The sequence below is a fragment of the Burkholderia sp. EMB26 genome, from assembly GCF_024730645.1.
In the GTDB taxonomy this organism is placed as follows: domain Bacteria; phylum Pseudomonadota; class Gammaproteobacteria; order Burkholderiales; family Burkholderiaceae; genus Burkholderia; species Burkholderia cenocepacia.
Genome location: NZ_CP078070.1, coordinates 687,950 through 712,245 on the forward strand (window position 1 = coordinate 687,950; position 24,296 = coordinate 712,245).

25 protein-coding genes and 1 other RNA gene are annotated in these 24,296 nt (G+C 67.8%); 10 read left to right on the top strand and 16 right to left on the bottom strand.

Features of this window, described 5'->3' with window-relative positions:
* Positions 1-125 precede the first annotated feature (125 nt).
* From pyrC to rnpB, 3 genes are all read left to right on the top strand, one after another.
* Positions 126-1,190: a dihydroorotase gene (pyrC, locus tag KU887_RS03300; protein ID WP_006492342.1), complete on the top strand. Its 1,065-nt coding sequence runs from the start codon at positions 126-128 to the stop codon at positions 1,188-1,190.
* Positions 1,187-2,077, top strand: coding sequence for a DUF3025 domain-containing protein (locus tag KU887_RS03305; RefSeq protein WP_258254463.1), 891 nt, complete (start codon positions 1,187-1,189; stop codon positions 2,075-2,077). Before pyrC ends, KU887_RS03305 begins: the two co-directional genes overlap by 4 nt.
* Before the next feature lie 12 nt (positions 2,078-2,089).
* An RNA gene (gene rnpB / locus KU887_RS03310) (RNase P RNA component class A) lies at positions 2,090-2,501 on the top strand.
* Positions 2,502-2,567: 66 nt separating this feature from the next.
* Here rnpB and KU887_RS03315 read toward each other — a convergent pair.
* Together KU887_RS03315 and KU887_RS03320 are read right to left on the bottom strand one after the other, a co-directional pair.
* Complete coding sequence (locus tag KU887_RS03315) at positions 2,568-3,032, bottom strand: OsmC family protein (protein WP_012492957.1); 465 nt, start codon at positions 3,030-3,032, stop codon at positions 2,568-2,570.
* 410 nt (positions 3,033-3,442) lie between these two features.
* Positions 3,443-3,748, bottom strand: coding sequence for a DUF1090 family protein (locus KU887_RS03320; RefSeq protein WP_012492956.1), 306 nt, complete (start codon positions 3,746-3,748; stop codon positions 3,443-3,445).
* Positions 3,749-4,058: 310 nt separating this feature from the next.
* Here KU887_RS03320 and rplM point away from each other — a divergent pair, with 310 nt between their 5' ends.
* The 3 genes from rplM to erpA all read left to right on the top strand — a co-directional run bounded on the left by rplM (position 4,059) and on the right by erpA (position 5,490).
* Positions 4,059-4,487 carry a 50S ribosomal protein L13 gene (rplM, locus tag KU887_RS03325; RefSeq protein WP_009687896.1) on the top strand — a complete coding sequence of 143 codons (429 nt, stop codon included), beginning with the start codon at positions 4,059-4,061 and terminating at the stop codon, positions 4,485-4,487.
* Positions 4,488-4,498: 11 nt separating this feature from the next.
* The gene (rpsI, locus tag KU887_RS03330) at positions 4,499-4,891 is read left to right on the top strand and encodes a 30S ribosomal protein S9 (RefSeq protein ID WP_006476904.1); all 393 of its coding nucleotides are present in this window, start codon (positions 4,499-4,501) and stop codon (positions 4,889-4,891) included.
* 227 nt (positions 4,892-5,118) lie between these two features.
* Complete coding sequence (erpA, locus tag KU887_RS03335) at positions 5,119-5,490, top strand: iron-sulfur cluster insertion protein ErpA (RefSeq protein WP_006476903.1); 372 nt, start codon at positions 5,119-5,121, stop codon at positions 5,488-5,490.
* A gap of 106 nt (positions 5,491-5,596) precedes the next feature.
* Here erpA and KU887_RS03340 read toward each other — a convergent pair whose 3' ends face one another.
* Positions 5,597-6,745, bottom strand: a complete 1,149-nt coding sequence (locus KU887_RS03340; RefSeq protein ID WP_006497527.1) for an anhydro-N-acetylmuramic acid kinase — start codon at positions 6,743-6,745, stop codon at positions 5,597-5,599.
* A 142-nt stretch (positions 6,746-6,887) separates the two neighbouring features.
* Here KU887_RS03340 and tyrS point away from each other — a divergent pair, with 142 nt between their 5' ends.
* Genes tyrS through KU887_RS03355 form a run of 3 tightly spaced genes read left to right on the top strand, consistent with a single transcriptional unit; the run spans position 6,888 to position 9,270 of the window.
* The gene (gene tyrS / locus KU887_RS03345) at positions 6,888-8,129 is read left to right on the top strand and encodes a tyrosine--tRNA ligase (protein ID WP_006483424.1); all 1,242 of its coding nucleotides are present in this window, start codon (positions 6,888-6,890) and stop codon (positions 8,127-8,129) included.
* The gene (dtd, locus tag KU887_RS03350; protein WP_006483442.1) at positions 8,126-8,584 is read left to right on the top strand and encodes a D-aminoacyl-tRNA deacylase; all 459 of its coding nucleotides are present in this window, start codon (positions 8,126-8,128) and stop codon (positions 8,582-8,584) included. Before tyrS ends, dtd begins: the two co-directional genes overlap by 4 nt.
* Positions 8,585-8,607: 23 nt before the next feature.
* The gene (locus tag KU887_RS03355) at positions 8,608-9,270 is read left to right on the top strand and encodes a histidine phosphatase family protein (RefSeq protein ID WP_258254488.1); all 663 of its coding nucleotides are present in this window, start codon (positions 8,608-8,610) and stop codon (positions 9,268-9,270) included.
* Positions 9,271-9,332: 62 nt separating this feature from the next.
* Here the strand turns inward: KU887_RS03355 and KU887_RS03360 are convergent, their stop codons facing one another.
* The 10 genes from KU887_RS03360 to KU887_RS03405 all read right to left on the bottom strand — a co-directional run bounded on the left by KU887_RS03360 (position 9,333) and on the right by KU887_RS03405 (position 19,866).
* A complete protein-coding gene (locus tag KU887_RS03360) occupies positions 9,333-10,457 on the bottom strand; it encodes a ParB/Srx family N-terminal domain-containing protein (protein ID WP_258255522.1) in 1,125 nt (374 codons plus the stop codon).
* A gap of 153 nt (positions 10,458-10,610) precedes the next feature.
* Entirely contained in the window at positions 10,611-11,564 is a 954-nt protein-coding gene (locus KU887_RS03365; protein ID WP_006497524.1) for an oxygenase MpaB family protein, read from the bottom strand.
* Between the two features lie 23 nt (positions 11,565-11,587).
* On the bottom strand, positions 11,588-12,658 hold the full coding sequence (ruvB, locus tag KU887_RS03370; RefSeq protein WP_006483430.1) for a Holliday junction branch migration DNA helicase RuvB: 1,071 nt from the start codon (positions 12,656-12,658) through the stop codon (positions 11,588-11,590).
* Between the two features lie 108 nt (positions 12,659-12,766).
* Entirely contained in the window at positions 12,767-13,348 is a 582-nt protein-coding gene (gene ruvA, locus KU887_RS03375) for a Holliday junction branch migration protein RuvA (protein ID WP_006483429.1), read from the bottom strand.
* 174 nt (positions 13,349-13,522) lie between these two features.
* Positions 13,523-14,065 (bottom strand): crossover junction endodeoxyribonuclease RuvC, encoded by a 543-nt coding sequence (gene ruvC / locus KU887_RS03380; protein WP_006476894.1) that lies wholly within the window; start codon positions 14,063-14,065, stop codon positions 13,523-13,525.
* A gap of 154 nt (positions 14,066-14,219) precedes the next feature.
* Positions 14,220-15,785: a bifunctional phosphoribosylaminoimidazolecarboxamide formyltransferase/IMP cyclohydrolase gene (gene purH, locus KU887_RS03385; RefSeq protein ID WP_006483450.1), complete on the bottom strand. Its 1,566-nt coding sequence runs from the start codon at positions 15,783-15,785 to the stop codon at positions 14,220-14,222.
* 44 nt (positions 15,786-15,829) lie between these two features.
* Positions 15,830-16,063, bottom strand: coding sequence for a Fis family transcriptional regulator (locus KU887_RS03390; RefSeq protein WP_006476892.1), 234 nt, complete (start codon positions 16,061-16,063; stop codon positions 15,830-15,832).
* Entirely contained in the window at positions 16,060-17,127 is a 1,068-nt protein-coding gene (gene dusB, locus KU887_RS03395) for a tRNA dihydrouridine synthase DusB (protein ID WP_006497523.1), read from the bottom strand. Before dusB ends, KU887_RS03390 begins: the two co-directional genes overlap by 4 nt.
* A 128-nt stretch (positions 17,128-17,255) precedes the next feature.
* The gene (locus KU887_RS03400) at positions 17,256-18,443 is read right to left on the bottom strand and encodes a UbiH/UbiF/VisC/COQ6 family ubiquinone biosynthesis hydroxylase (RefSeq protein WP_077189450.1); all 1,188 of its coding nucleotides are present in this window, start codon (positions 18,441-18,443) and stop codon (positions 17,256-17,258) included.
* Between the two features lie 37 nt (positions 18,444-18,480).
* The gene (locus KU887_RS03405) at positions 18,481-19,866 is read right to left on the bottom strand and encodes an aminopeptidase P N-terminal domain-containing protein (protein WP_062884112.1); all 1,386 of its coding nucleotides are present in this window, start codon (positions 19,864-19,866) and stop codon (positions 18,481-18,483) included.
* A 184-nt stretch (positions 19,867-20,050) separates the two neighbouring features.
* Between KU887_RS03405 and KU887_RS03410 the strand changes: the two genes are divergently transcribed.
* On the top strand, positions 20,051-20,665 hold the full coding sequence (locus KU887_RS03410) for a glutathione S-transferase family protein (RefSeq protein ID WP_034178360.1): 615 nt from the start codon (positions 20,051-20,053) through the stop codon (positions 20,663-20,665).
* Positions 20,666-20,768: 103 nt separating this feature from the next.
* On the opposite strand, the gene KU887_RS03415 is transcribed toward KU887_RS03410, so the two are convergent.
* The 3 genes from KU887_RS03415 to KU887_RS03425 all read right to left on the bottom strand — a co-directional run bounded on the left by KU887_RS03415 (position 20,769) and on the right by KU887_RS03425 (position 24,188).
* Positions 20,769-22,388: an FMN-binding glutamate synthase family protein gene (locus KU887_RS03415; RefSeq protein WP_034201020.1), complete on the bottom strand. Its 1,620-nt coding sequence runs from the start codon at positions 22,386-22,388 to the stop codon at positions 20,769-20,771.
* 118 nt (positions 22,389-22,506) lie between these two features.
* On the bottom strand, positions 22,507-23,682 hold the full coding sequence (mnmA, locus tag KU887_RS03420; RefSeq protein WP_006497521.1) for a tRNA 2-thiouridine(34) synthase MnmA: 1,176 nt from the start codon (positions 23,680-23,682) through the stop codon (positions 22,507-22,509).
* Positions 23,679-24,188 (bottom strand): NUDIX hydrolase, encoded by a 510-nt coding sequence (locus KU887_RS03425; protein ID WP_006493325.1) that lies wholly within the window; start codon positions 24,186-24,188, stop codon positions 23,679-23,681. The genes mnmA and KU887_RS03425 overlap by 4 nt, the downstream gene beginning before the upstream one ends.
* Positions 24,189-24,296 lie beyond the last annotated feature (108 nt).

The window sequence follows — 24,296 nt, forward strand, 5'->3', positions numbered from 1 at the left end:
AGCCCTGAGCGGTAAAAAGCGGATTCCGCTGGCCAAAGGCCCCGTGTTGCGGTTTGCCGTCAGTCGGCCCGCGCACGTGCGTTCCGGCCCCGCCGATGGCACGCCCGTTCCTCACGACGCCTCCTATGACTGCCTCGAACGCTTCTTCCCCGGCGACGCTTTCGCTCGCCCGTCCCGACGACTGGCACCTGCACCTGCGAGACGGCGACATGCTCGCCGCCGTGCTGCCGCACACCGCCCGCCAGTTCGGCCGCGCCATCGTCATGCCGAACCTGAAGCCGCCGGTCACGACCACCGCGCAGGCGCAGGCGTATCGCGAGCGCATCCTCGCCGCGCTGCCGGCCGGGATGACGTTCGAGCCGCTGATGACGCTGTACCTGACCGACAACACGCCGCCCGACGAAATCCGCCGCGCGCGCGAAAGCGGCTTCGTGCACGGCGTGAAGCTGTATCCGGCAGGCGCCACGACGAATTCCGACCATGGCGTCACCGATCTCGCGAAATGTGCGAAGACGCTCGAGGCGATGCAGGAAACCGGCATGCCGCTGCTCGTGCACGGCGAGGTGACCGATGCGTCGATCGACCTGTTCGACCGCGAGAAGGTGTTCATCGACCGCGTGATGACGCCGCTGCGCCGCGATTTCCCGGGCCTGAAGGTCGTGTTCGAACACATCACGACGAAGGACGCGGCCGACTACGTGCGCGATGCCGACGCGGCGCCCGGCCTGCTCGGCGCGACGATCACCGCGCATCACCTGCTGTACAACCGCAACGCGCTGTTCGTCGGCGGGATCCGCCCGCATTACTACTGCCTGCCGGTGCTGAAGCGCGAGACGCATCGCGTGGCGCTGGTCGAGGCCGCGACGTCGGGCAACCCGCGCTTCTTCCTCGGCACCGACAGCGCGCCGCACGCGCGCGACGCGAAGGAAACCGCGTGCGGTTGCGCGGGCTGCTACACGGCGCTGCACGCGCTCGAGCTGTACGCGGAAGCGTTCGACACGGCCGGCGCGCTCGACAAGCTGGAAGGGTTCGCGAGTTTCTTCGGCGCCGATTTCTACGGGCTGCCGCGCAGCGCCGAGACGGTCACGCTGCGCCGCGAGCCGTGGGAACTGCCGCGCGAGATCTTCGCGGGCGAGACGCCGGTCGTGCCGCTGCGCGGCGGCGAGACGATCGGCTGGAAACTGGCGTGAACTGCGCGCCACCGCGCGAACCCGGCCCCGCGGCCGGTCGCGCGGCGGCGGATTTCGCGCGGATCGACTGGTCCGCGCCGTGGCTCGCGCCTTACGCGGAGCCGGGCCGCGCGTGGCAGGCGGCTGCCCGTGCGCGCGCGGCCGCGCTGCTCGATGCGTTGAACGGCGCGTTGGATCGCGTATCGCGAGGCGGCGATCGCGTCACCGGTCGCGGCAGGCCGCTGCGCTTCGTGCCGCAGGCCGAACTGCCGCCCGGCGTCGCGTACGAGACCCATATTGCCGACACCGGGCGGGTGCCGACCCGCCACCATCTTCACGACTTCTTCAATGCGCTCGTCTGGTTCGCGTACCCGCGCACCAAGGCCGCGTTGAACGCGCGCCAGGCCGCGGCGATCGACGCGGCGGGCGGCGTCGGCCCGGTGCGCGGCACGTTGCGCGATGCGCTCACGTTTTTCGACGAGAACGGCGCGCTGTTCGTCACCGCCGACCGCGCGCTCGCCGACGCGCTGCGCGGCTTCGACTGGCCGCGGCTGCTGGTGAGCTCGCGCGATGCGTGGGGCACGCGTTGCGAAGCGCGGCTCGTCGGCCATGCGCTGCTCGAACAGCTCGTCGCACCGTACAAGTCCTGCACCGCGCACGCCTGGATCGTCGAAGTGAGCGCCGACTATTTTTCATGGCCCGACGCGCGACGGATCGCGCATGTCGACGCGCACATCGCCGCCGAACTGGCGACGCGCGCGCTGACGAGCCGCGACTTCGCGCCGCTGCCGGTGCTCGGCGTACCGGGCTGGTGCGCGGCGAACGCCGACGCCGCGTTCTACGACGATCCGGCCGTGTTTCGCCGCGGCCGCCGCTCGCGCGCTGCCGACGGCGGCGCGCAGTGCTAGAATGCGCGTCGCAAAGCAGGCCAGGCAGTCGCGGCCTCGCCGCCTTCGGGCGCGCGGGGGCGAGGAAAGTCCGGACTCCACAGGGCAGGGTGATGGCTAACGGCCATCCGTGGCGACACGCGGAACAGGGCAACAGAAAGCAAACCGCCGATGGCCCGGCGCAAGCCGGGATCAGGTAAGGGTGAAACGGTGCGGTAAGAGCGCACCGCGGCGACGGCGACGTTCGCCGGCACGGTAACCTCCACCCGGAGCAATTCCAAGTAGGCAGGCGCGCATTTTCGGATGCAGGACGGGGCCCCCGTCTCGTCTGCGGGTAGGAAGCTTGAGCGCGTCAGCAATGGCGCGCCTAGAGGAATGACTGCCACGCGTTGCGTGCTTCGGCGCGCGGCGTGCACAGAATCCGGCTTATCGGCCTGCTTTGCCGTTCGAATGCGAAAGGGCCGGCGTCTCCTTGCGGAGCGCCGGCCCTTTTTTCTTGCGCGCCGTGCGGTCAGGCCGCGACGATGTCGAACGAATGCGTGAGTTCGGCCGTCTTCGCGATCATAATCGACGCGGAGCAGTACTTGTCGTGCGACAGGTTGATCGCGCGCTCGACCGTGGCCGGGTTCAGGTTGCGGCCCGTGACCGTGAAGTGGAAGTGCACCTTCGTGAACACCTTCGGATCTTCGCTCGCGCGCTCGGCCTTCAGCGTAACCGAGCAGCCGGTGACTTCCTGGCGGCTCTTCTTCAGGATCAGCACGACGTCATAGGCCGTGCAGCCGCCGGTGCCGAGCAGCACCATTTCCATCGGACGCGGCGCGAGGTTGTGGCCGCCGCCTTCCGGCGCGCCGTCCATCGTGACGAGGTGCCCGCTGCCGGTCTCGGCGGAAAACGCCATGCCGTCCTGGCCCATCCAGCTTACTTTGCATTCCATGCTTGCACTCCAGCGTTGCCTGATTCGGATTCGATCCGGCATTGTAGCCCGCGGTGCAACGATCGGCTGATGCGCTGCACGACGCGCCATGCCGGCGCCGCGCGAGCGGGGTGCCGGCCGATGATTTCCCTGTCGGATTTAGGGGTTTTGCTCTAGGCGAGGACGGTTTCAGGTCGTGTGAGAGGTGGTTATGTACCTGATTTAAAACAGAAAGTAGCCTCCTTAAGCTTGCCGGTCGAAATCCCGCATCATGAGATTTGATTTCGCAATGCAAATTTTCTTGTGAAGTCGGCGGGGCATTCGTATAATGAGCCTCATTGGTTGTCGCGCTGCGGCAACCTCCGAATGTCTCCTCCACCCTCCTCCTAAGGTGGATTAAGCCCGAACCAGCCGTTCGGGCTTTTTTTCGTCCCATGCAAACATCGGCGCGCGGCTTGCGCGCATCGGCACCGTTACGCCGGCTGGCGCGCAGCCGGCTGCGAGGTCGCGTCGGGCGGCGTGCCGCGCGAGCCGGCATCGGGCGCCGGCGCATGGGCGGCCGATGCGTGGCCGTGGCCGCGCGCGCAGAAGTGGCGGACGCGTTCGCGCACCGCGCGCAGGCGCGCGATACGATCTTCGGCATGGGCGGTTCGGGCCTCGGCGATGCGCGCATCGAGCGCGTCGAGCTTGGCTTCGCAGCCGGAGCGGGCGGCGACGGCGGGCGCCGCGGCGGCCAGCAGGGCGGCCGCGACGAAGGGCGTAAGTCGTTGTTTCATCATGCTGGTTTGTTGTTTTTCGGGTTCGGCCGGTCGGCGCGGCAAGGTCATGTGCCGCGCGTCGAGGGGTGCCGCCGCAGGCGCTCGGTTCGCCTGGCTTGTCGGGGCACGACCGAATTTTGGCCCATTTCGGCCGCCGCGAACACCGGACGTGGATTCTCTTTGACCACGCAACCGTATTTCCTTTATAATTCAGGGCTTTTCCGCATTCATGCCCACGGAAAAAGAACAGGGAGAGCCTGCACCGCGCCTCGAAGCGCACACAGACAAGCAGGAAGAACACATCGGGCAAAGCATTTTTTTTGGATCGATCATGAAGACGTTTTCCGCAAAAGCCCATGAGGTGACGCGCGAATGGTACGTGATTGACGCGACGGATAAGGTTCTCGGCCGTGTTGCCAGCGAAGTGGCACGCCGTCTGCGCGGCAAGCACAAGCCTGAGTTCACCCCGCACGTCGACACTGGTGATTTCATCATCATCATCAACGCGAGCAAGTTGAAGGTCACGGGCAACAAGACGCTGGACAAGAAGTACTACCGTCACTCGGGCTACCCGGGCGGTATCTATGAAACGACGTTCGGCAAGATGCAGGAACGCTTCCCGGGCCGCGCGCTCGAGAAGGCGGTCAAGGGCATGCTGCCGAAGGGCCCGCTCGGCTACGCGATGATCAAGAAGCTGAAGGTCTACGCAGAAGCGACGCATCCGCACTCGGCTCAACAGCCGAAGGCGCTCGAGATCTAAGGGGAGCCCACATGATCGGTAACTGGAACTACGGCACGGGCCGCCGCAAGAGCGCTGTCGCACGTGTCTTCATCAAGGCTGGCAAGGGCGACATCATCGTCAACGGCAAGCCCATCGCTGACTACTTCTCGCGCGAAACGTCGCTGATGATCGTGCGTCAACCGCTGGAACTCACGAACCACGGCCAGACGTTCGACATCAAGGTGAACGTCAACGGCGGCGGCGAAACGGGTCAGGCAGGCGCAGTGCGCCACGGCATCACCCGTGCACTGATCGACTACGATGCGACGCTCAAGCCGTCGCTGTCGAGCGCAGGCTTCGTCACGCGCGATGCGCGTGAAGTCGAGCGTAAGAAGGTCGGTCTGCGCAAGGCACGCCGCGCAAAGCAGTTCTCGAAGCGTTAATTCCGCTTCATGGCCTCGCCGCTTTCGGGTGGCGTCCGCCGGAAAAACCGCCAGCTTTCACGCTGGCGGTTTTTTTATGCGCGCTGTTTCCCGCGCCCGGGCCGCTGCGGCGGCCGCCCGCGCGGGCACGCTTGATGAAATCGACAAGAACCTATTGATTTCATGGACTTCGGCACGATCTTCTGATCGGCCCTACAATAGCGGCTAAAGCTTTTTGGAGAGTTCGAATGAACGCTGTTACCGAAACCGCAGCAACGACGACCGATATGCCGCTGCCGTTCGTCTTCACCGACGCCGCGGCCGACAAGGTCAAGCAACTGATCGACGAAGAGGGCAATCCCGACCTGAAGCTGCGCGTGTTCGTGCAGGGTGGCGGCTGCTCCGGCTTCCAGTATGGCTTCACGTTCGACGAGGAAGTCAACGAGGACGACACCGTGATGAACAAGAACGGCGTCCAGCTCCTGATCGACTCGATGAGCTACCAGTACCTGGTCGGCGCCGAGATCGACTACAAGGACGACCTCAACGGCGCCCAGTTCGTGATCAAGAACCCGAACGCGACCACCACCTGCGGGTGCGGTTCGTCGTTCTCGGTCTGAGCGGCGACAGATTCGCGCCGGTTCGCCGGAATGAAAAACGGGGCTTCATGCCCCGTTTTTTTATGCGCGCTCGCGCTGCAGCGCTCGCCGCGCGGCGGATATCGCGTCAGCGCGGATAGAGCGCGCCCAGCACGCGGTTGCCGGCTGCGCCGGTGACCGTCGCGAGATTGCCGGGCTGGCGCGCGGTGAAGCGGTACGCGAGCCACGCGAACGCGAGCGCTTCGACCTGCTGCGGTGGCACGCCGAGCGCGGCCGTCGTATCGACGGTGGCCGGCACGCCGGCTTCACGCAGCGCGTGCCGGAGCGCGTCGAGCAGCACCGGATTGCGTGCGCCGCCGCCGCATACGAACACGGCCTTGCAGCCGGGTGCGTGCTGCGCGACTTCGCGCGCCACCGACGCGGCGGTGAGCGCGGTGAGCGTCGCCTGCACGTCCTCCGGTGCGACCTGCGAGAACGCGGCGAGTTTCGCATCGAGCCACGCGGGATTGAACAGGTCGCGTCCGGTGCTTTTCGGCGGCGGCGCGGTGAAATACGGTTCGTCGAGTAGCGCAGCGAGCAGCGCCGCGTGGACGGTGCCGCGGGCGGCGAACTTGCCGCCGTCGTCGTACGGCTTGCCCAGATGGCGGGTCGCCCATGCGTCGATCAGCGCATTGGCGGGGCCGCAGTCGAAGCCGCGCACGTCGCCGCCCGCGCCGGGCAGGATCGTGATGTTGCTGATCCCGCCGAGATTGCAGACGACCCGCGTTTCGCCCGGTGCGCCGAACACCGTCGCATGGAACGCGGGCGCGAGCGGCGCGCCGTGACCGCCGGCGGCCACGTCACGGCTGCGGAAATCGGCGATCACGTCGACCTGCGTCAGTTCGGCGAGCAGCGCCGGATTGTTGAGCTGGCGCGTATAGCCGCGCTCGGGGCGATGGCGCACCGTCTGGCCGTGCACGCCGATCGCGCGGATCTCGTCGCGCGACAGGCCGGCCGTGCGCTGCAATTCATGACAGCACACTGCATAGCGCGTGACGAGCGCATTCGCCGCGAGCGATTCGCGGTCGATCTCGTTGTCGCCGGGCTGCTGCAGCGCGAACAGCGCGTCGCGCAGCGATTGCGCGAAGCCGACGAACGCTTCCGCGAGCACGACCGGCGCGCGGCCGGCCTCGAAACGCACGGCGACGCCGTCGACGCCGTCCATGCTGGTTCCCGACATCAGCCCGAAGTAGATGCCGTCTGCCGGATGGGCAGGCTGCGGCTGTCGTTGCGGCACGTTGGGTTCTCCTGGATCGTGCGGCGCGGGCCGGTGCCGCGCGCCTTGCGCCCGATTATCCGCGTAACGTGACGCGTCGTTAAGCGATGCGCGCGCAAGTTATGGGAAAATCCCTGTTTTTGCGACATTCTTCCTGGCACCGATGAGCACCGAACCCAGTTCCAAGCCCGTTTTCCCGATCACCGACGAAGTCCGGCATGCGCTCGCCGTCACGAAGCGCGGCGTCGACGAGCTGCTGATCGAGGAAGAGTTCGCGCAGAAGCTCGCGCGCAGCGCAGCCACGGGCACGCCGCTGCGCATCAAGCTCGGCCTCGATCCGACCGCACCGGACATCCACATCGGCCATACGGTCGTGCTGAACAAGATGCGCCAGCTGCAGGATCTCGGCCATACGGTGATCTTCCTGATCGGCGATTTCACGTCGCTGATCGGCGATCCGTCGGGTCGCAACGCGACGCGCCCGCCGCTCACGCGCGAGCAGATCGAATCGAACGCGAAGACCTACTTCGAGCAGGCCGCGCTCGTGCTCGATCGCGACAAGACCGAGATCCGCTACAACAGCGAATGGTCGATGCCGCTCGGCGCGGACGGGATGATCAAGCTCGCGTCGCGCTACACGGTCGCGCGGATCCTCGAGCGCGAGGATTTCACGAAGCGCTTCCAGGGCGGCGTGCCGATCTCGATCCACGAATTCCTGTACCCGCTGATGCAGGGCTACGATTCGGTCGCGCTGAACGCGGATCTCGAACTCGGCGGCACCGACCAGAAGTTCAACCTGCTGGTCGGCCGCGAACTGCAGAAGCAGTACGGCCAGGAACAGCAGTGCATCCTGACGATGCCGCTGCTCGAAGGCCTCGACGGCGTCGAGAAGATGTCCAAGTCGAAGGGCAACTACGTCGGCATCAGCGAGAAGCCGACCGACATGTTCGGCAAGCTGATGAGCATCTCGGACACGCTGATGTGGCGTTACTTCGAGCTGCTGTCGTTCCGCAGCCTCGACGAGATCGCCGGCTTCAAGCGCGAGGCCGAAGGCGGTCGCAACCCGCGCGATTTCAAGGTGCTGCTCGCGCAGGAAATCGTCGCGCGGTTCCACTCGCAGCCCGACGCCGAGCGCGCGCTCGAGGACTTCAACCACCGCGCGAAGGGCGGCGTGCCGGACGACATTCCGTCGGTCACGCTGGCCGGTGCGCCGCTGGCGATCGGGCAGTTGCTGAAGCAGGCGGGCCTCGTGCCGTCGACCAGCGAAGCGCTGCGCAACATCGAGCAGGGCGGCGTGAAGATCGACGGCGCGACCGTGTCGGACAAGGGCCTGAAGGTCGAGGCCGGCGAGTTCGTCGTGCAGGTCGGCAAGCGCCGCTTCGCACGCGTCACGCTGACCGCATGATCGCGCTGATCCAGCGTGTGACGCGCGCCGACGTGCGCGTCGGCGGCCGGACGACGGGCGAGATCGGCGCGGGCCTGCTCGCGCTGGTCTGCGCGGAGCGTGGCGATACCGAGGCCGCGGCCGACAAGCTGCTCGCGAAGCTGCTCGGCTACCGCGTGTTCAGCGACGCAGCCGGCAAGATGAACCTCCCGGTATCGAACATCGACGGCGAAGGCCGCGCGGGCGGGCTGCTGCTCGTGTCGCAGTTCACGCTGGCAGCCGATACCAACAGCGGACTGCGTCCGAGCTTCACGCCGGCCGCGCCGCCCGACGAAGGCGCGCGGCTGTTCGACTATTTCGTCGCCGCCGCGCGGGCGCGCCATCCGGTCGTCGAGACGGGCGAGTTCGGCGCCGACATGCAGGTGTCGCTCGTCAACGACGGCCCCGTGACGTTCTGGCTGCAAGTGCGGCCCTGATTCTTCCCCGGAGATTCGCCGCGATGGCCACCGCGCAGATTCTTTTCATCCGCCATGGCGAGACGGCCTGGAACCGCATCAAGCGTATCCAGGGGCATATCGACATCCCGCTGGCCGACACCGGGCTCGAGCAGGCGCAGCGGCTGGCGGCGCGGCTCGCGAGAGAGGCGCGCGACGGCGCGCGGATCGACGCGGTGTATTCGAGCGACCTGATGCGCGCGCAACAGACCGCGCAACCGTTCGCCGATGCGCTCGGGTTGCCGCTGCTGCTGCGCGAAGGGTTGCGCGAGCGTTCATACGGCGCATTCCAGGGGCACGACAGCACCGAGATCGAGGCGCTGTTTCCGGACGCGTATGCGGCCTGGCAGACGCGCGACCCGGGCTTCGCGCCGGAGGGCGGCGAGTCGCAGCGTGCGTTCTATCACCGCGTGCTGCATGCGCTCGAACCGATCGTCGCCGCGCATCCGGGCGGCCGCATCGCGTGCGTCGCGCACGGCGGCGTGCTCGATTGCGTGTATCGCTTCGCGAACGGGATCGAGCTGTCGGCGCCGCGTACCTATCAGCTGCTCAACACCAGCATCAACGTCGTCGATTACGTGGATGGTCGTGCGCAGGTCGTGCGGTGGGCCGACGTGTCGCATCTCGAAGCCGCGAGCGACGACGACGGGTACCGCAAGGTGCTTTGAGCGCGCCACCCCCGTCCGGCATGGCCGGCCCGGGGTGCCCTTTCTTCCTTTCGGTGTGATGCTTACTGCGGCAGCCCGTGACGCGTCTTGTAGTCGAGCGCGTACGCGATCTTGCCGGGCTTGTCGGCCGTGATCGGCTGGCGCAGCTTGTCGAATTCCCCCTTGCTGTATTTCTTCCCGCCGTTGATCGCATCGGCGCGCCCGAGGTCGGCGCCCGTCTTGCCGTCGATCACGGGGTCGGTGGCCGCGACCATCCGCGTCGATGCGTTCCAGACCGCATTCAGGTAGCCGGTGTCGGCCTTCGCCGGGTCGGGATCGGTCGTGCCGCCGCGCGTGAGGTCGTAGCTCGCCAGCGCGAACGTGCCGGGCTGCGCGCGCAGCCAGTCGGCCCAGTAGAACTCGAGGTAGTCGGTCGCTTGTGCGGGCTTGCTGTAGCCGATGTCGCGCGTGAAATAGACGAGCGAGCGGTAGCGGTCGTTCGTCATCCCGAGTGTCAGGCCGAGGCCGGTCGGCAGTTGCGCGGTCGTGATCGGCTTGCCTTCGCCGTTCTTCAGGCGCAGGTAGCCGCGGCTTTGCATCTGCTGCCAGAACGCGTCGCCCGAGTAGTCGCTGAGGTTGTCCTTGACGACGACGTGCACGTGCAGCGCCGGGCCGCCGTCGGGCGTCTCGTAATAGGTCGACAGGCCGTGGTGGCCGTCGGTCAGGTACAGCGCGTCGCCGTTCGGGCCGATCACGACGGGGTTCAGCACCGAGCGGTCGCGGGCGTTCGCGTCGGTCGTTGCGCACGTGTAGCTGGCCGGCTCGCGCAGCGACGATCGGGCCGTGTAGCCGCTCGACGCGACGCCGCCGAGGCCTTCGTCCGCGCAGAAGTCGTCGAACTTCTTGTCGGGCTGCAGTTCATAGCGGCCGAGCTTGTAGTAGATCTGGTCGTAGCCGATCGCACCCTGCGTCGGATGGAGATCGCCGAGCGTGGCGTCGATCAGGTCGCCGGCGCGGGCCGCCTTCCACTTGCCCGGTGGCGGGGTGGTCGTGGCGGGCGGCGTGGGAGCCGGCGTCGTCGTGCCGCCGGATGGCGGTTGTGCGTCCGTGCGTGCGACGGCGACGACATCGTCGCCGCCGCACGCGGCGAGGGCGAAGAGGGTGGACAGGCTGGCGGCAAGGGCGAAACGGATCGGCAGGCGTGGCATCGCGGGCATCGGGTGTCGGTAGCGGGTGGCGGGACACCGCGCGGGCCACGGGTGTGCGTGACAGGCAGGACGTGCGACCGTGCGCGGGTGCAAGCCCGTCAGCTTGTCACAGGTATTTGACAGTAAATTGAAATAATCAGAACAAGCGGATCGTCAGGCTGGCGGAGTGTCGTCGGACGGGGTGGCCGTCGCGCGGCGGCGCGCACGCTTCGACGCGCCGTTGACGAGCGCCCAGCGCAGCACGGGGGCGACCGCGCGGATGCCGGGCCGGACCACCGCGCGCCGCAACGGCGCGAACGTCGACACGCCGAGCATGCGCTGCGCCCACGGCGGCAGCAGGTCGATCCCGGCATGCATCACCAGCGACGCGGCAGGCCGCAGCGCGGGCCTCGCGACCGGCACGTTCAGCAGGATCGACATCACGTCGAAGGTACGCGGCCCGGCTTCGAGTTCGGGCAGCATGCGCGCGAGATAGGCCGCCACCTCGGCGCGTGAACGAGGAACCTCATCGGCGCCGAGCAGCTCGGCGATCAGTGCCGTCTCCGCGTAGTAGCGGTCCTGCAGTTCGCCCGGCAGCGCCGGATTCACGTAACGCAGATGCGCGGCGAGGAAGCTCGACACTTCCGCGACATGCACCCAGGTCAGCAACGCGGGATCGTCGGCGCGGTACGGCCGGCCATCCGGCGCACTGCCCGTGACGCGCGCATGGATCGCTTTCACGCGCTCGATCAGCGCGAGCGCGTCCGCGCGGCTGCCGAACGTCGTCCCCGTGATGAACGTGGCGGTGCGCCGCAAGCGGCCGAAGATGTCGGTGCGGAACGACGAATGATCCCAGACGCCCGCGAGCGCGAGCGGGTGGAGCGCCTGCAGCAGCAACGCGGCGATGCCGCCCGTCATCATCGACGTGAAATCGGCATGCACGCGCCAGCAGACGGCGTCGGGGCCGAACAGCCCCGGGTCTCCGGGCGGAGAGGAGAGATCGATCGACGGGCCACCGCCGCCGGCCGTCAGGTGCGTGATGCCGGCCACGAGCCGCTTGCGGATCGGCTCGGCCCAGCGCGGGCCCGGCGCGGGCGCGGTGGGGTGGCGGCTGGGCGGCGTCGTCATGGCGGTGCGGCTCGGGCGACGGATTACTTCCCGTCGGGGGTATCCCACTCGTCGCGTTCGGGGCGGCGCGCGTCGGGTACCGACAGCCCGAAGTGGCGATACGTGAGCAGCGTCGCGACGCGCCCGCGCGGCGTGCGCTGCAGGAAGCCCTGCTGGATCAGGTACGGTTCGAGCACGTCCTCGATCGTGTCGCGCTCCTCGCCGATCGCCGCCGCGAGGTTGTCGATGCCGACCGGGCCGCCATCGAACTTGTACAGGATCGCTTCCAGCAGCTTGCGGTCCATCAGGTCGAAGCCGACCGGATCGACGTCGAGCATCGCGAGCGCGGCGTCGGCAACCGCCGCGGTGATCTGGCCGTCGGCCTTCACTTCCGCGAAGTCGCGCACGCGACGCAGCAGCCGGTTCGCGATCCGCGGCGTGCCGCGCGAGCGTTTCGCGATTTCCAGCGCGCCGTTCGGATCGATCTGCGCATTCAGCAGCGACGCCGAGCGCCGTACGATGCGCGACAGTTGATCGGCGTCGTAGAACTCGAGGCGCGCGACGATCCCGAAACGATCGCGCAGCGGGTTGGTGAGCATCCCCGCGCGGGTGGTCGCGCCGACCAGCGTGAACGGCTGCAGGTCGAGCTTCACGCTGCGCGCGGCCGGGCCTTCGCCGATCATGATGTCGATCTGGTAATCCTCGAGCGCCGGATACAGGATTTCCTCGACGACCGGCGACAACCGGTGGATTTCGTCGATGAACAGCACGTCGTTCGCTTCGAGGTTCGTCAGCAGCGCGGCGAGATCGCCCGCGCGCTCGAGCACGGGGCCCGACGTCTGGCGCAGGTTCACGCCCATCTCGCGCGCGATGATGTGTGCGAGCGTCGTCTTGCCGAGACCCGGCGGCCCGAACAGCAGCACGTGGTCGAGCGGCTCGGAGCGGCGCTTCGCGGCTTCGATGAAGATCTCGAGCTGGCCGCGCACCTTTTCCTGGCCGACGTAGTCGTCGAGCTGGCGCGGTCGCAACGCACGTTCGAACACCTCCTCGTGCGACGAGGCAGGTGTGGCGGCGATGATCCGCTGCTCGGTGGCGAGTTTGTCGGTTTCAATCATGCGGCCATTGTACCGCGCGACGCAGCCCGGGCCACCTGGCCGAACGGCCGACTGGCGAGCGCCGCGCGGCGGCGCGACACTGGCTTCGACGGCCGGATCGAACGCGCGTTACGCCTTCGACAATGCCTTCAGCGCGAGCTTGATGCCTTCGGACACGCCGGTGCCGGCCGGTACGTTCTTGATCGCGGCAAGGCCTTCCTTCTCGGAGTAGCCGAGCGCCAGCAGTGCGTTGAGGATGTCGGTCGCGTGGTCGGACGGCGACGCGGCGCCGGCGAGCGCGCCGAGGTCGGCGCCGAGCTTGCCCTTCAGTTCGAGCAGCAGGCGCTCGGCGGTCTTCTTGCCGATGCCGGGCAGGCGCGTGAGGCGGGCGGCGTCCTGCATCGTCACGGCCTGCGCGAGTTCCTGCACGCTCATGCCGGACAGCACGGCGAGCGCCATGCGCGCGCCGATGCCGGTGATCTTCAGCAGTTCGCGGAAGGTCGTGCGCTCCTGCTGCGTCAGGAAGCCGTACAGCAGGTGCGCGTCCTCGCGGACGATCTGCTGCGTGAGCAGCACGACGCGTTCGCCCGTTTGCGGCAGGTTGTAGAAGGTGCTCATCGGCACGTCGATTTCGTAGCCGACGCCGTTGCAGTCGACGAGCAGATGAGGCGGGTTCTTTTCGAGCAGGATGCCGGCGATGCGACCGATCATGGAGGACGGGATGCGAGGAAGAAAGCGCGAGTGTAGCGCACGCGCGGCGCAATGCCGATGGGCGCGGCCGTCAGGCCGAAGCGGCGCGGGTCGCGCGCATGGCGGGCGCGGGCAAACCGGGCAAGGCGGCCAATGCAGTCGAGCCGACGTGCCGGGCCGCGGTGTGCAGCGGCGTCAGCCGACCAGTCTGCCGCGCCGCACCCGCAGCCCTTTCTGCGCGAGCGCCGGCGCGAGGCCGCCCAGCGTGCTGAGCGTGTTGCCGCCGTGCGCATGGCAGATCGCCATGCCGAGCGCGTCGGCCGCGTCGGAGCCGGGCTGGCCGGACAGGTTGAGCAGCCGTGTGACCATTTCCTGCATCTGCGTCTTGGTCGCGCGGCCATAGCCGACCACGGCCTGCTTGAGCTGCAGCGCCGTGTATTCGGCGACCGGCAGGCCACCCGCGACGAGGCCGCAGATCGCGGCGCCGCGCGCCTGGCCGAGCAGCAGCGTCGACTGCGGGTTCACGTTGACGAACACCTTTTCGATCGCGGCCTGGTCGGGCGCGTGTTCGCGCACGATCGTCGACACGCCCTGGAAGATCGTGCCGAGCCGGGTGGCCAGGTCGGCCGTCGGCGTGCGGATCACACCGCTCGTGACATAGGCGAGCCGGTGGCCGCTGACGTCGATGACGCCGAAGCCGGTGACGCGCAGGCCGGGGTCGATGCCGAGAATTCGCATGAGTGAGGAGAGTGGCGTGATGCAGCGATACTACAACGAATGGTGCGGCCAACCGGTCGCCCGGTCGTGCGCGAAGGCGTCGCGCAATAAAAAACCCGGCGGGGATGATGCCGCCGGGTTCCGGTGCAGCGGCCGCGCGGGCCGCGTGCGGCGATCAGTGACGGAAGTGGCGCACGCCCGTCAGGATCATCGCGATGTTGTGCTCGTCGGCTGCCGCGATCACTTCGTCGTCGCGCATCGAGCCGCCCGGCTGGATCACGCAGGTCGCGCCGGCCGCCACGACGACGTCGAGGCCGTCGCGGAACGGGAAGAACGCATCCGACGCGACGGCCGAGCCGGTCAGCGTCAGGCCGGCGTTCTGCGCCTTGATGCTCGCGATGCGGGCGGAATCGACGCGGCTCATCTGGCCGGCGCCGACGCCGAGCGTCATGCCATTGCCGCAGAACACGATCGCGTTCGACTTCACGTACTTCGCGACGCGCCATGCGAACAGCAGGTCGTCCATTTCCTTCGGCGTCGGGTGCCGCTTCGTGACGACGCGCAGCTCGTGCGGCTGCACGTTCTTCGAATCGAGCGACTGCACGAGCAGGCCGCCGCCGACGCGCTTCAGGTCGAATGCGTTATGGCCGTCGCCCAGCGCGATTTCGAGCAGGCGCACGTTCTGCTTCGCGGCGAACACCTGCTTCGCGGCGTCGGAGAACGACGGGGCGATCAGCACTTCGACGAACTGCTTCGCAACGGCTTGCGCGGCCGCTTCGTCGACTTCGCGGTTGAACGCGATGATGCCGCCGAATGCCGAGGTCGGGTCGGTCTGGAAGGCCTTCGCGTACGCGTCGGCCGAGTCGTTGCCGACCGCGACGCCGCACGGGTTCGCATGCTTGATGATCACGCAGGCCGGCGCGTCGAACGTCTTCACGCATTCCCACGCCGCGTCCGAATCCGCGATGTTGTTGTACGACAGTTCCTTGCCCTGCAACTGGCGGTAGTTCGCCAGCGCGCCGGCCGGCGCCGCGAGGTCGCGGTAGAACGCCGCGCTCTGGTGCGGGTTCTCGCCGTAGCGCAGGTCCTGAACCTTGTCGAACGCCAGGTTCAGCGTGGCCGGGTACGCGCTGCGCGATGCGTGCTTCAGCTCGTCGGTCAGGCTCGTCAGGTAGTTCGTGATCGCGCCGTCGTATTGCGCGGTGTGCGCGAACACCTTCGTCGCGAGGCGGAAGTTGGTCGGGTAGCCGACCGTATTGCCGTTCGCCTTCATTTCATCGAGCACGACCGCGTAGTCGGCCGGATCGACGACGACCGTCACGTCGCGGTGGTTCTTCGCGGCCGAGCGCAGCATCGTCGGGCCGCCGATGTCGATGTTCTCGATCGCGTCGGCGAGCGTGCAGTCGTCCTTCGCGATCGTCGCGACGAACGGATACAGGTTCACGACGAGCAGGTCGATCGTCGGGATGCCGTGCTGTTCGAGCGCCTGCATGTGCTCGGGCAGGTCGCGGCGCGCGAGGATGCCGCCGTGCACCTTCGGGTGGAGCGTCTTCACGCGCCCATCGAGCATTTCCGGGAAGCCCGTGTAATCGGCCACTTCGGTCACGGGCAGGCCCGCGTCGGCGAGGAGTTTCGCGGTGCCGCCCGTCGACAGCAGCTTGACGCCGAGGTCGGACAGCGACTTCGCGAAGTCGACGATGCCGGTCTTGTCGGAAACGGAAATGAGCGCTTGCTTGATCATGATGGAACCACCAATAGCCAGGGAAACGGGGACGGGACGGCCGCCTACAGCAGGCCGTGCTGCTGCAGCTTCTTGCGCAGCGTATTGCGATTGATGCCGAGGTACTCCGCGGCGAGCGACTGGTTGCCGCCGGCCTGTACGAGCACGACCTCGAGCATCGGCTTTTCGACGCAGGACATCACCATTTCATAGACGTCGTGCGGATTGGAGCCGTCTAGATCCCGGAAATACACGTCCAGGCTCTCGCGGACACATTGTTCGATGTTGTGCTTGCTCATGCTGCTAACTGGTTATGGTCGTCCGACTCGCCCTGGCCGTTTTCCTCTTCGTCGTCGACGTAGACGAGGTGGTCCGACAGCGCCTTTTGCGCCTCGAAGAATGCATTGACGGCGGCGAGTTGCTCGCGGGTGGAATCGAGCGTGTTCATTCGGTGCCGGAACCCGTTGGCACCGGAAAGGCCGCGAGTGTACCAGCCGATGTGCTTGCGCGCAGTACGGACGCCGGTGAATTCGCCATAGAAAGCGTAGTGGTCTTCCAGGTGTTCGTTCATCACGTGCTGGATCTCGTCGATCCGCGGCGGGGGCAGCAGCTCGCCGGTTTGCAGGAAATGATCGATTTCGCGGAACAGCCACGGCCGGCCTTGCGCGGCGCGACCGATCATCAGCGCGTCGGCGCCGGTTGCATCGAGCACGGCCTTCGCCTTGGCGGGCGACGTGATGTCGCCGTTCGCGACGACCGGAATCCGCACGGCCGCCTTCACGGCCGCGATCGTGTCGTACTCGGCGTCGCCCCGGTACAGGTCGGCGCGCGTGCGGCCGTGCACGGTCAGCATCGAGATGCCGGCCGCCTCGGCCAGGCGCGCGACCGTGATCGCGTTCTTGTGCTCGCGGTCCCAGCCGGTGCGGATCTTCAACGTGACGGGCACCGCATCGGGCCCGGTACCGACCGCCGCGACGACCGCCTCGACGATCCGCTGCACGAGCGGCTCGTTCTGCAGCAGCGCGGAGCCGGCCGCGACGTTGCAGACCTTCTTCGCCGGGCAGCCCATGTTGATGTCGATGATCTGCGCGCCGTTGTCGACGTTGTAGCGGGCCGCTTCGGCCATCATCGCCGGATCGGCGCCGGCGATCTGCACCGCGATCGGCTCGACTTCGCCTTCGTGGTTCGCGCGCCGCATCGTCTTCGCGCTTTTCCACAGCTGCGCGTTCGACGCGACCATCTCGGACACGGCGTAACCGGCCCCCAGCCGTTTGCACAGCTGGCGGAACGGACGATCCGTCACCCCGGCCATCGGGGCGACGAACAGGTTGTTACGCAATACGTGAGGGCCGATAACGGGCATCGCAATGGCGCCGCCCGCGGCACGCGCGGGCAGGGGAAGGGAAGACGGAAAACGGGCATTTTACCGTATTCCCATGCCCCGCCGATTTGACCCGGTTTGCCTGGAGAGGCGGTGCGGCGCGCCGCGTGTCAGTTGCGCTGGCCGAACATCATCTGGCGTGCGATCGCCTTCTTGAGCGGCGGCACGAATTCGAGCGCGGTGAGCGCCGCGCCACGCAGCAGCGGCAGCGGGCCCGCATCGATCGTGAACAGGCGCGCCAGCGTGTCGGTCGCGCCGATCGTGAAGCGCCGGTCGAGCGCGCGGCGCGCGTTGAAGGTCGCGAGCGCGGTCGCTTCGAAGCCTTGTGCGGACAGTGTGTCGACGAGCGTGTGTGCATCGCGCAGGCCGAGGTTGAGCCCCTGGCCTGCCACCGGATGCAGCGTTTGCGCGGCATTGCCGACGATCGCGATGCGGCCGTTGACGAGCGTCTGCGCGGCGTTCAGGCCGAGCGGGAACGACGCGCGCCCGGCGATCGCGACGAATTCGCCCATGCGTTCGCCGAACACGCTGCCGAGCTCGCGCAGGAATGCATCGTCGGGCAGCGCGGCCCGTCGCGCCGCTTCGTCGGGCGTACAGCACCAGACGAGCGAGTAGTCGGCCTGACGCGGCCCGCCCAGCGGCAGCAGTGCGAGCGGGCCTTCGTGCGTGAAGCGTTCCCACGCGACGTTCGGGCGCGGCGCCGATACCGTGACCGTGCCGACGAGCGCGGTCTGGCCGTAGTCGCGGCGATGCTTGCCCGTATCGGCCTGCTGCTGGTGGAACAGCCCGCCTTCGGCGTTGATGACGATGCGCGCACGCAGCGTGCGTTCGCCTTGCGGGCCGTCGAGCGTCAGCGTGACGCCGTCGGCATCCTGCTGCGGCGTGTGCGCGGTGGTCGACGTGAGCCAGTCGACGCGCATGCCGCGTACGGCGCCCGCGAGCGCCTGCACGATCGAGCCGTAGCGCACCACGTAGCCGAGCGCCGCGAGCGCGTGTTCGTCGCGGTCGATCAGCGTGCGGCCGAAATGGCCGCGCTGCGACACGTGGATATGTTCGATCGGCGTGGCGTCGGCGGGCCATGCGAGCGTATCGAGCAGCACGCGGCTGCCGTGCGACACGGCGATCGCGCGCGGGTCGTTCGCGCTCGCGGCCGGTTCGCGCGCATCGATCAGCGCGATCGACGCGTGCTGCGTCGCGCTGCGGCGGGCGAGCCAGCCGGCGAGCGCGAGCCCGACGGGGCCCGCGCCGACGATGGCGAGGTCGTAGTCCGGCGTGGCCGGGGAGGAAGCGGTCGTCATCTTGATTCGTGAAACGGAGGGTACGGTCGGCGGCCGGTCATGCGTCCGCGCGCATCAGCGCCTCGATCTCGTCGGCCGCGACCGGCACGCCGCGCGTGATCAGTTCGCAGCCGTGTTCGCGCACGATCGCGTCGTCCTCGATGCGGATGCCGATGTTCCAGTACTCGGGCGGCACGTCGTCGGCCGCGCGCACATACAGGCCGGGCTCGACGGTGAGCGTCATGCCGGGCTTCAGCGTGCGCCACGGCAGCGCGCCGTTGGCGTCGCGCGCGGCGAGCCGCTCGCGGTAGTCGCCGCAATCGTGCACGTCCATGCCGAGCCAGTGGCCGGTGCGGTGCATGTAGAAGCGCGTGTACGCACGCTCGGCGATCACGTCGTCGACGTTCGAGAAGCGCGTTTTCGGGATGATGCCGGTGTCGAGCAGCCCCTGGGCGAGCACGCGTACGGCCGCGTCGTGCGGCGCCTCGAACGGCACGCCCGCGCGCGTCGCGTCGATCGCGGCCTGCTGCGCGGCGAGCACGATGTCGTACAGCGTGCGCTGCGCGGGCGAGAAGCGCCCGTTCGCCGGGAACGTGCGGGTGATGTCGGATGCATAGCCGTCGAGTTCGCAGGCGGCGTCGATCAGGATCAGGTCGCCGTCCCGCGCGGCCGCGTTGCCGGCCGGGTAGTGCAGCACGCACGCGTTCGCGCCGGCCGCGACGATCGAGCCGTACGCGGGCGCCTGCGCGCCGTGCTTGCGGAACAGGTACAGCAGCTCGGCCTCGAGCTCGTATTCGCGGATGCCGGGGCGGCACACCTGCATCGCGCGGCGATGCGCGAGCGCGGAGATGTGCGCGGCGCGCATCATGATCGCGAGTTCGTGTTCGTCCTTCACGAGCCGCATGTCGTCGAGCAGCGGCGTGAGATCGAGCAGCGCGTCCGGCGCGGCGACGCCCGCGCGTGCCTGCGCGCGCACCGCGTCGAGCCAGCCGGCGAGCTGGCGCTCGAAGTCGGCCGATGCGCCGAACCGGTAGTGGACGGTGCCCGCATCGGCGAGCAGGCGCGGCATCTCGGTGTCGATCACGTCGACCGCGAACGCCACGTCGAAGCCGAACGCGTCGCGCGCGGCCTCGGGCCCGTAGTGGAAGCCTTCCCAGATCTCGCGGTCGACGTTCTTGGCGCGGCAGAACAGGATCGATTCCGGCGCGCCGTGCGGCGCGGCCGCGTTCAGCACGAGCACGGCATCCGGCTCGGTGAAGCCCGTCAGGTAATGGAAGTAGCTGTCGAACCGGTACGGGTAGGCCGTATCGCGGTTGCGCAGCATTTCCGGCGCGGTGGGGACGATGGCGACGCCGCCGCCCGCGGCACGCAGTGCGGCAAGCACGCGTTCACGGCGCTGGCGGTAGACGTCGACGGCGATGGCGGTATCGAGGGGCGCGTTCATTCGTGCGATTGTAGCGCCGCGTGACGCCGTGCGTGAGAGTGGGGCCGGAAGCCGCACCGACTGGGCCCGCGCGGCCGCTGTTGCAAACCATCCACAGGCCGGACGGGCGATTTTCTACCCGGCTGCACCGGCCGGTTATGATCGACGGCAACGTATACTCTCGGCGGTTCCCTTAAAAAGGCAGATGATGAAATTAATCGGTTCGCTCAGCAGCCCGTACGTCCGAAAGGCGCGGATCGTGCTTGCTGAAAAGAAGATCGACTACAAGCTGGAGCTCGAGAACGTGTGGGCGCCGGAGACGGATATTCATGCTTCGAATCCGCTCGGCAAGGTCCCGTGCCTCGTGATGGAGGATGGTGCCGCGGTGTTCGATTCCCGCGTGATCTGCGAATACGTCGATACGCTGTCGCCGGTCGGCAAGCTGATTCCGCCGTCGGGCCGCGAGCGCGTGGAAGTGCGCTGCTGGGAAGCACTGGGCGACGGCGTGCTCGACGCGGCGGTCGCGATCCGTCTCGAACACACGCTGCGCGAAGAAGGGCAGCGCAGCCCGAGCTGGATCGCGCGCCAGCAACGCAAGATCGACGATGCGCTCGTCGCGATGTCGCAGGGGCTCGGCGGCAAGACGTGGTGCGTCGGTAATCATTACACGCTCGCCGACATCGCACTCGGCTGCGCGCTCGGCTACCTCGACTTCCGGATGCCCGAGCTTAACTGGCGCGATCGCCACCCGAACCTCGACAAGCACTTCGTGAAGCTGCAGCAGCGACCGTCGTTCGCCGATACGCTGCCGCAGAACTGAGCCGTGGCCCGGTCCGCACGCATTCGGCAGACGAAAGAAAAGCGCCCCACGGGGCGCTTTTCTTTTTGTCGCGAGGGCCGCCGGAGTGTAGCGGCCGCGTGCGTCACTCGATCGATGCGTACACGGCTTCGCCGAGCGTGAACGAATCGCTGCGCGCGATCGGCCACCACTTGTCGTACAGCGAGAAGCCGCAGGTCTGGCCGTCGAGCAGCGCACCGGGCTTCAGGTACTTCAGCAGTTGCGACATCAATCGCACCTCGTGCGGCGCGACCCGCTGCACGATGTGATGCGCGCGCAGCTCGGACGGATGGGCGAGTCCGGCCGCCTGCACGAGTTCCTGCAGCGCATGCAGCGTGTTGCGGTGGAAGTTGTACACGCGCTCGGCCTTGTCGGGCACGACGAGCGCGCGCTGGCGCACCGGATCCTGCGTCGCGACGCCGGTCGGGCAGCGGTCGGTGTGGCAGTGCTGCGCCTGGATGCAGCCGACCGCGAACATGAAGCCGCGCGCCGAGTTCACCCAGTCCGCGCCGATCGCGAGCGTGCGCGCGATGTCGAACGCGGTGATGATCTTGCCGCTCGCGCCGAGCTTCACGCGATCGCGCACGCCGATTCCGACGAGCGTGTTGTGCACGAGCAGCAGCCCTTCCTGCAGCGGCACGCCGACGTGGTCGGTGAATTCGAGCGGCGCCGCGCCGGTGCCGCCTTCCGCGCCGTCGACGACGATGAAGTCGGGCACGATGCCGGTCTCGAGCATCGCTTTCGCAATCCCGAAGAATTCCCACGGATGGCCGATGCACAGCTTGAAGCCGGTCGGCTTGCCGCCGGACAGCGTGCGCAGCCGCTCGACGAATTCGAGCAGTCCGCGCGGCGTCGAGAATTCCGAATGCGTCGCGGGCGAGATGCAGTCCTTGCCCATCGGCACGCCGCGCGTCTCGGCGATCTCGGGCGTGATCTTCGCGGCCGGCAGCACGCCGCCGTGGCCGGGCTTCGCGCCCTGCGACAGCTTCACCTCGATCATCTTGACCTGCGGATCGGCGGCCTGCTTCGCGAACTTGTCCGGATTGAACGTGCCGTCGTCGTTGCGGCAGCCGAAGTAGCCGGACGCGATTTCCCAGATGATGTCGCCGCCGTGCTCGCGGTGGTACTTCGACAGCGAGCCTTCGCCGGTGTCGTGCGCGAAGCCGCCTTTCTTCGCGCCGAGGTTCAGCGAGCGGATCGCGTTCGCGGACAGCGAGCCGAAGCTCATCGCCGAGATGTTGAAGATCGAAATGTCGTACGGTTGCGCGCGACTCGCGCCGACGCGGATGCGGAAATCGTGGTTCGGCAGCTTCGTCGGCGCGAGCGAATGGCTGATCCATTCGTGCGCGACGGCCTTCACGTTCAGCTCGGTGCCGTACGGGCGGTTGTCGGCGACGTTCTTCGCGCGCTGGTAGACGAGGCTGCGCTGCGCACGCGAGAACGGTTTCTCGTCGGTGTCGTCCTCGACGAAGTACTGGCGGATTTCAGGTCGGATGAATTCGAACAGGAAGCGGAAGTGGCCCCAGAGCGGGTAGTTCCGCAGGATCGCGTGGCGGTCCTGGTTCAGGTCGTACAGGCCGAGCGCGACGAGGGCGACGGGGAGGGTGATCCACAGCCACGAAAGCACGTGGATCGACGCGAGTGCGGCCGCGGCGATGAGCAGCAGGACAGCACACCACATCGCGAGGTAGCGTCTTGAAAGCATGGGGACTCCGTAAGAATCTTGAAATACCGCCATGCGTACGCTGCGCGGCGGCGCGCCGGCCGCGGCGGAATCGTGTTCCGCCGGGCGCGACGTGCCGCAAGTCTAAACCGAATGGATGTCAGCGTGCTTCGGCGAGTGCCGGCGCGTGGCCCGCCGACGTGGCCTGACCGGGCTGGCCGGTGGCCGCGGATTCGATGATGCCGCCGCCGAGGCAGATCTCGCCGTCGTACAGCACGGCCGACTGGCCGGGCGTGACGGCCCACTGCGCGTCGTCGAACGCGAGCGAGAAGCGCGCTTCGCCTGCCGGGCCGGCGGCCTCGGCGCCTGTCGCGGCCCGCCCGAATACGCACGCCGCGTCGGCCTGCCGGTAGCGCGTCTTCGCGCCGCACGCGAAGCCGTCGGCCGGCGGCTCGCCGGCGACCCAGCTCACGTTGCCGGCGACGAGCTCGCGCGACAGCAGCCACGGATGATCGTGGCCCTGCACGACGTACAGCGTGTTCGACGCGATGTCCTTCGCGGCGACGAACCACGGCTCGCCGCTGCCGCTCTTGCTGCCGCCGAGGCCGATGCCCTTGCGCTGGCCGAACGTATAGAACGCGAGGCCGATGTGCTCGCCGACCACCTTGCCGTCGGGCGTCTTCATCGGGCCCGGCTTGGTCGGCAGGTAGCGATTCAGGAAATCGCGGAACGGCCGTTCGCCGATGAAGCAGATGCCGGTCGAATCCTTCTTCTTCGCATTCGGCAGCCCGATCTGCGCGGCGATCTCGCGCACCTTCGTCTTCGGGATCTCGCCGAGCGGGAACATCGTCTTCGACAGTTGCGCCTGGTTCAGCCGGTGCAGGAAGTACGACTGGTCTTTCGTATGATCGAAAGCCTTCAGCAGTTCGAAACGCCCGTCGCGTTCGCGCACGCGTGCGTAGTGACCGGTCGCGATCATTTCCGCGTCGAGCGACATCGCGTGGTCGAGGAACGCCTTGAACTTGATCTCGGCATTGCACAGCACGTCGGGGTTCGGCGTGCGGCCGGCCGAGTATTCGCGCAGGAACTCGGCGAACACGCGATCCTTGTATTCCGCGGCGAAGTTGACGGCCTCCACGTCGATGCCGATCAGGTCGGCCACCGACACGACGTCGATCCAGTCCTGGCGCGTCGAGCAGTACTCGCCGTCGTCGTCGTCTTCCCAGTTCTTCATGAACAGGCCGACCACGTCGTAGCCCTGTTCCTTCAGCAGCCACGCGGTCACCGACGAATCGACGCCGCCCGACATGCCCACCACTACACGGCGCTTGCTCATTTGCTGACCGCCTGACGTTCGAATGCCTCGGGGCGCGGGGCGACCGAATGCGTGTGCACGAAATCGAGCGGGATGCGCCGCCCGGCGAGATAGTCGTCGACGCAGCGCATCACCGCGGGCGAACGATGGCGCTCGCTGCACGCGCGCAGCTCGTCGGCCGTCATCCACAGCGTGCGCACGATGCCGTCGTCGAGCACATGGCCCGCGATCGGCTCGCCGGCCGTGCCGCAGAACGTGAAGCGCAGGTAGGTCGCGCCGGCGCTGCCGGGGCGCTCGTAGTGCGCGAGATAGACGCCGACGAGCGCGTCGGGCGTGAACGGGTGCGCGGTTTCCTCGAGCGTTTCGCGGATCACGGCGTCGGCCAGCGTTTCGCCGGCTTCAAGATGACCGGCCGGCTGGTTGATGCGCAGGCCCGTCGAGGTTTCTTCCTCGATCACGAGAAAGCGGCCGGCGCGCTCGACGAGCGCGGCGACCGTCACATGCGGGGTCCAGAGTTCGGGTTTCATGGTTCGGCATTTTACCGGTTGCGCCCGAACGCTGCCGGCCGTCTGGTTAGACGAATCCGACCCCGGCAGATCGTCCGTGCCGGGGATGCGTGACGGCACGGGTCAAGC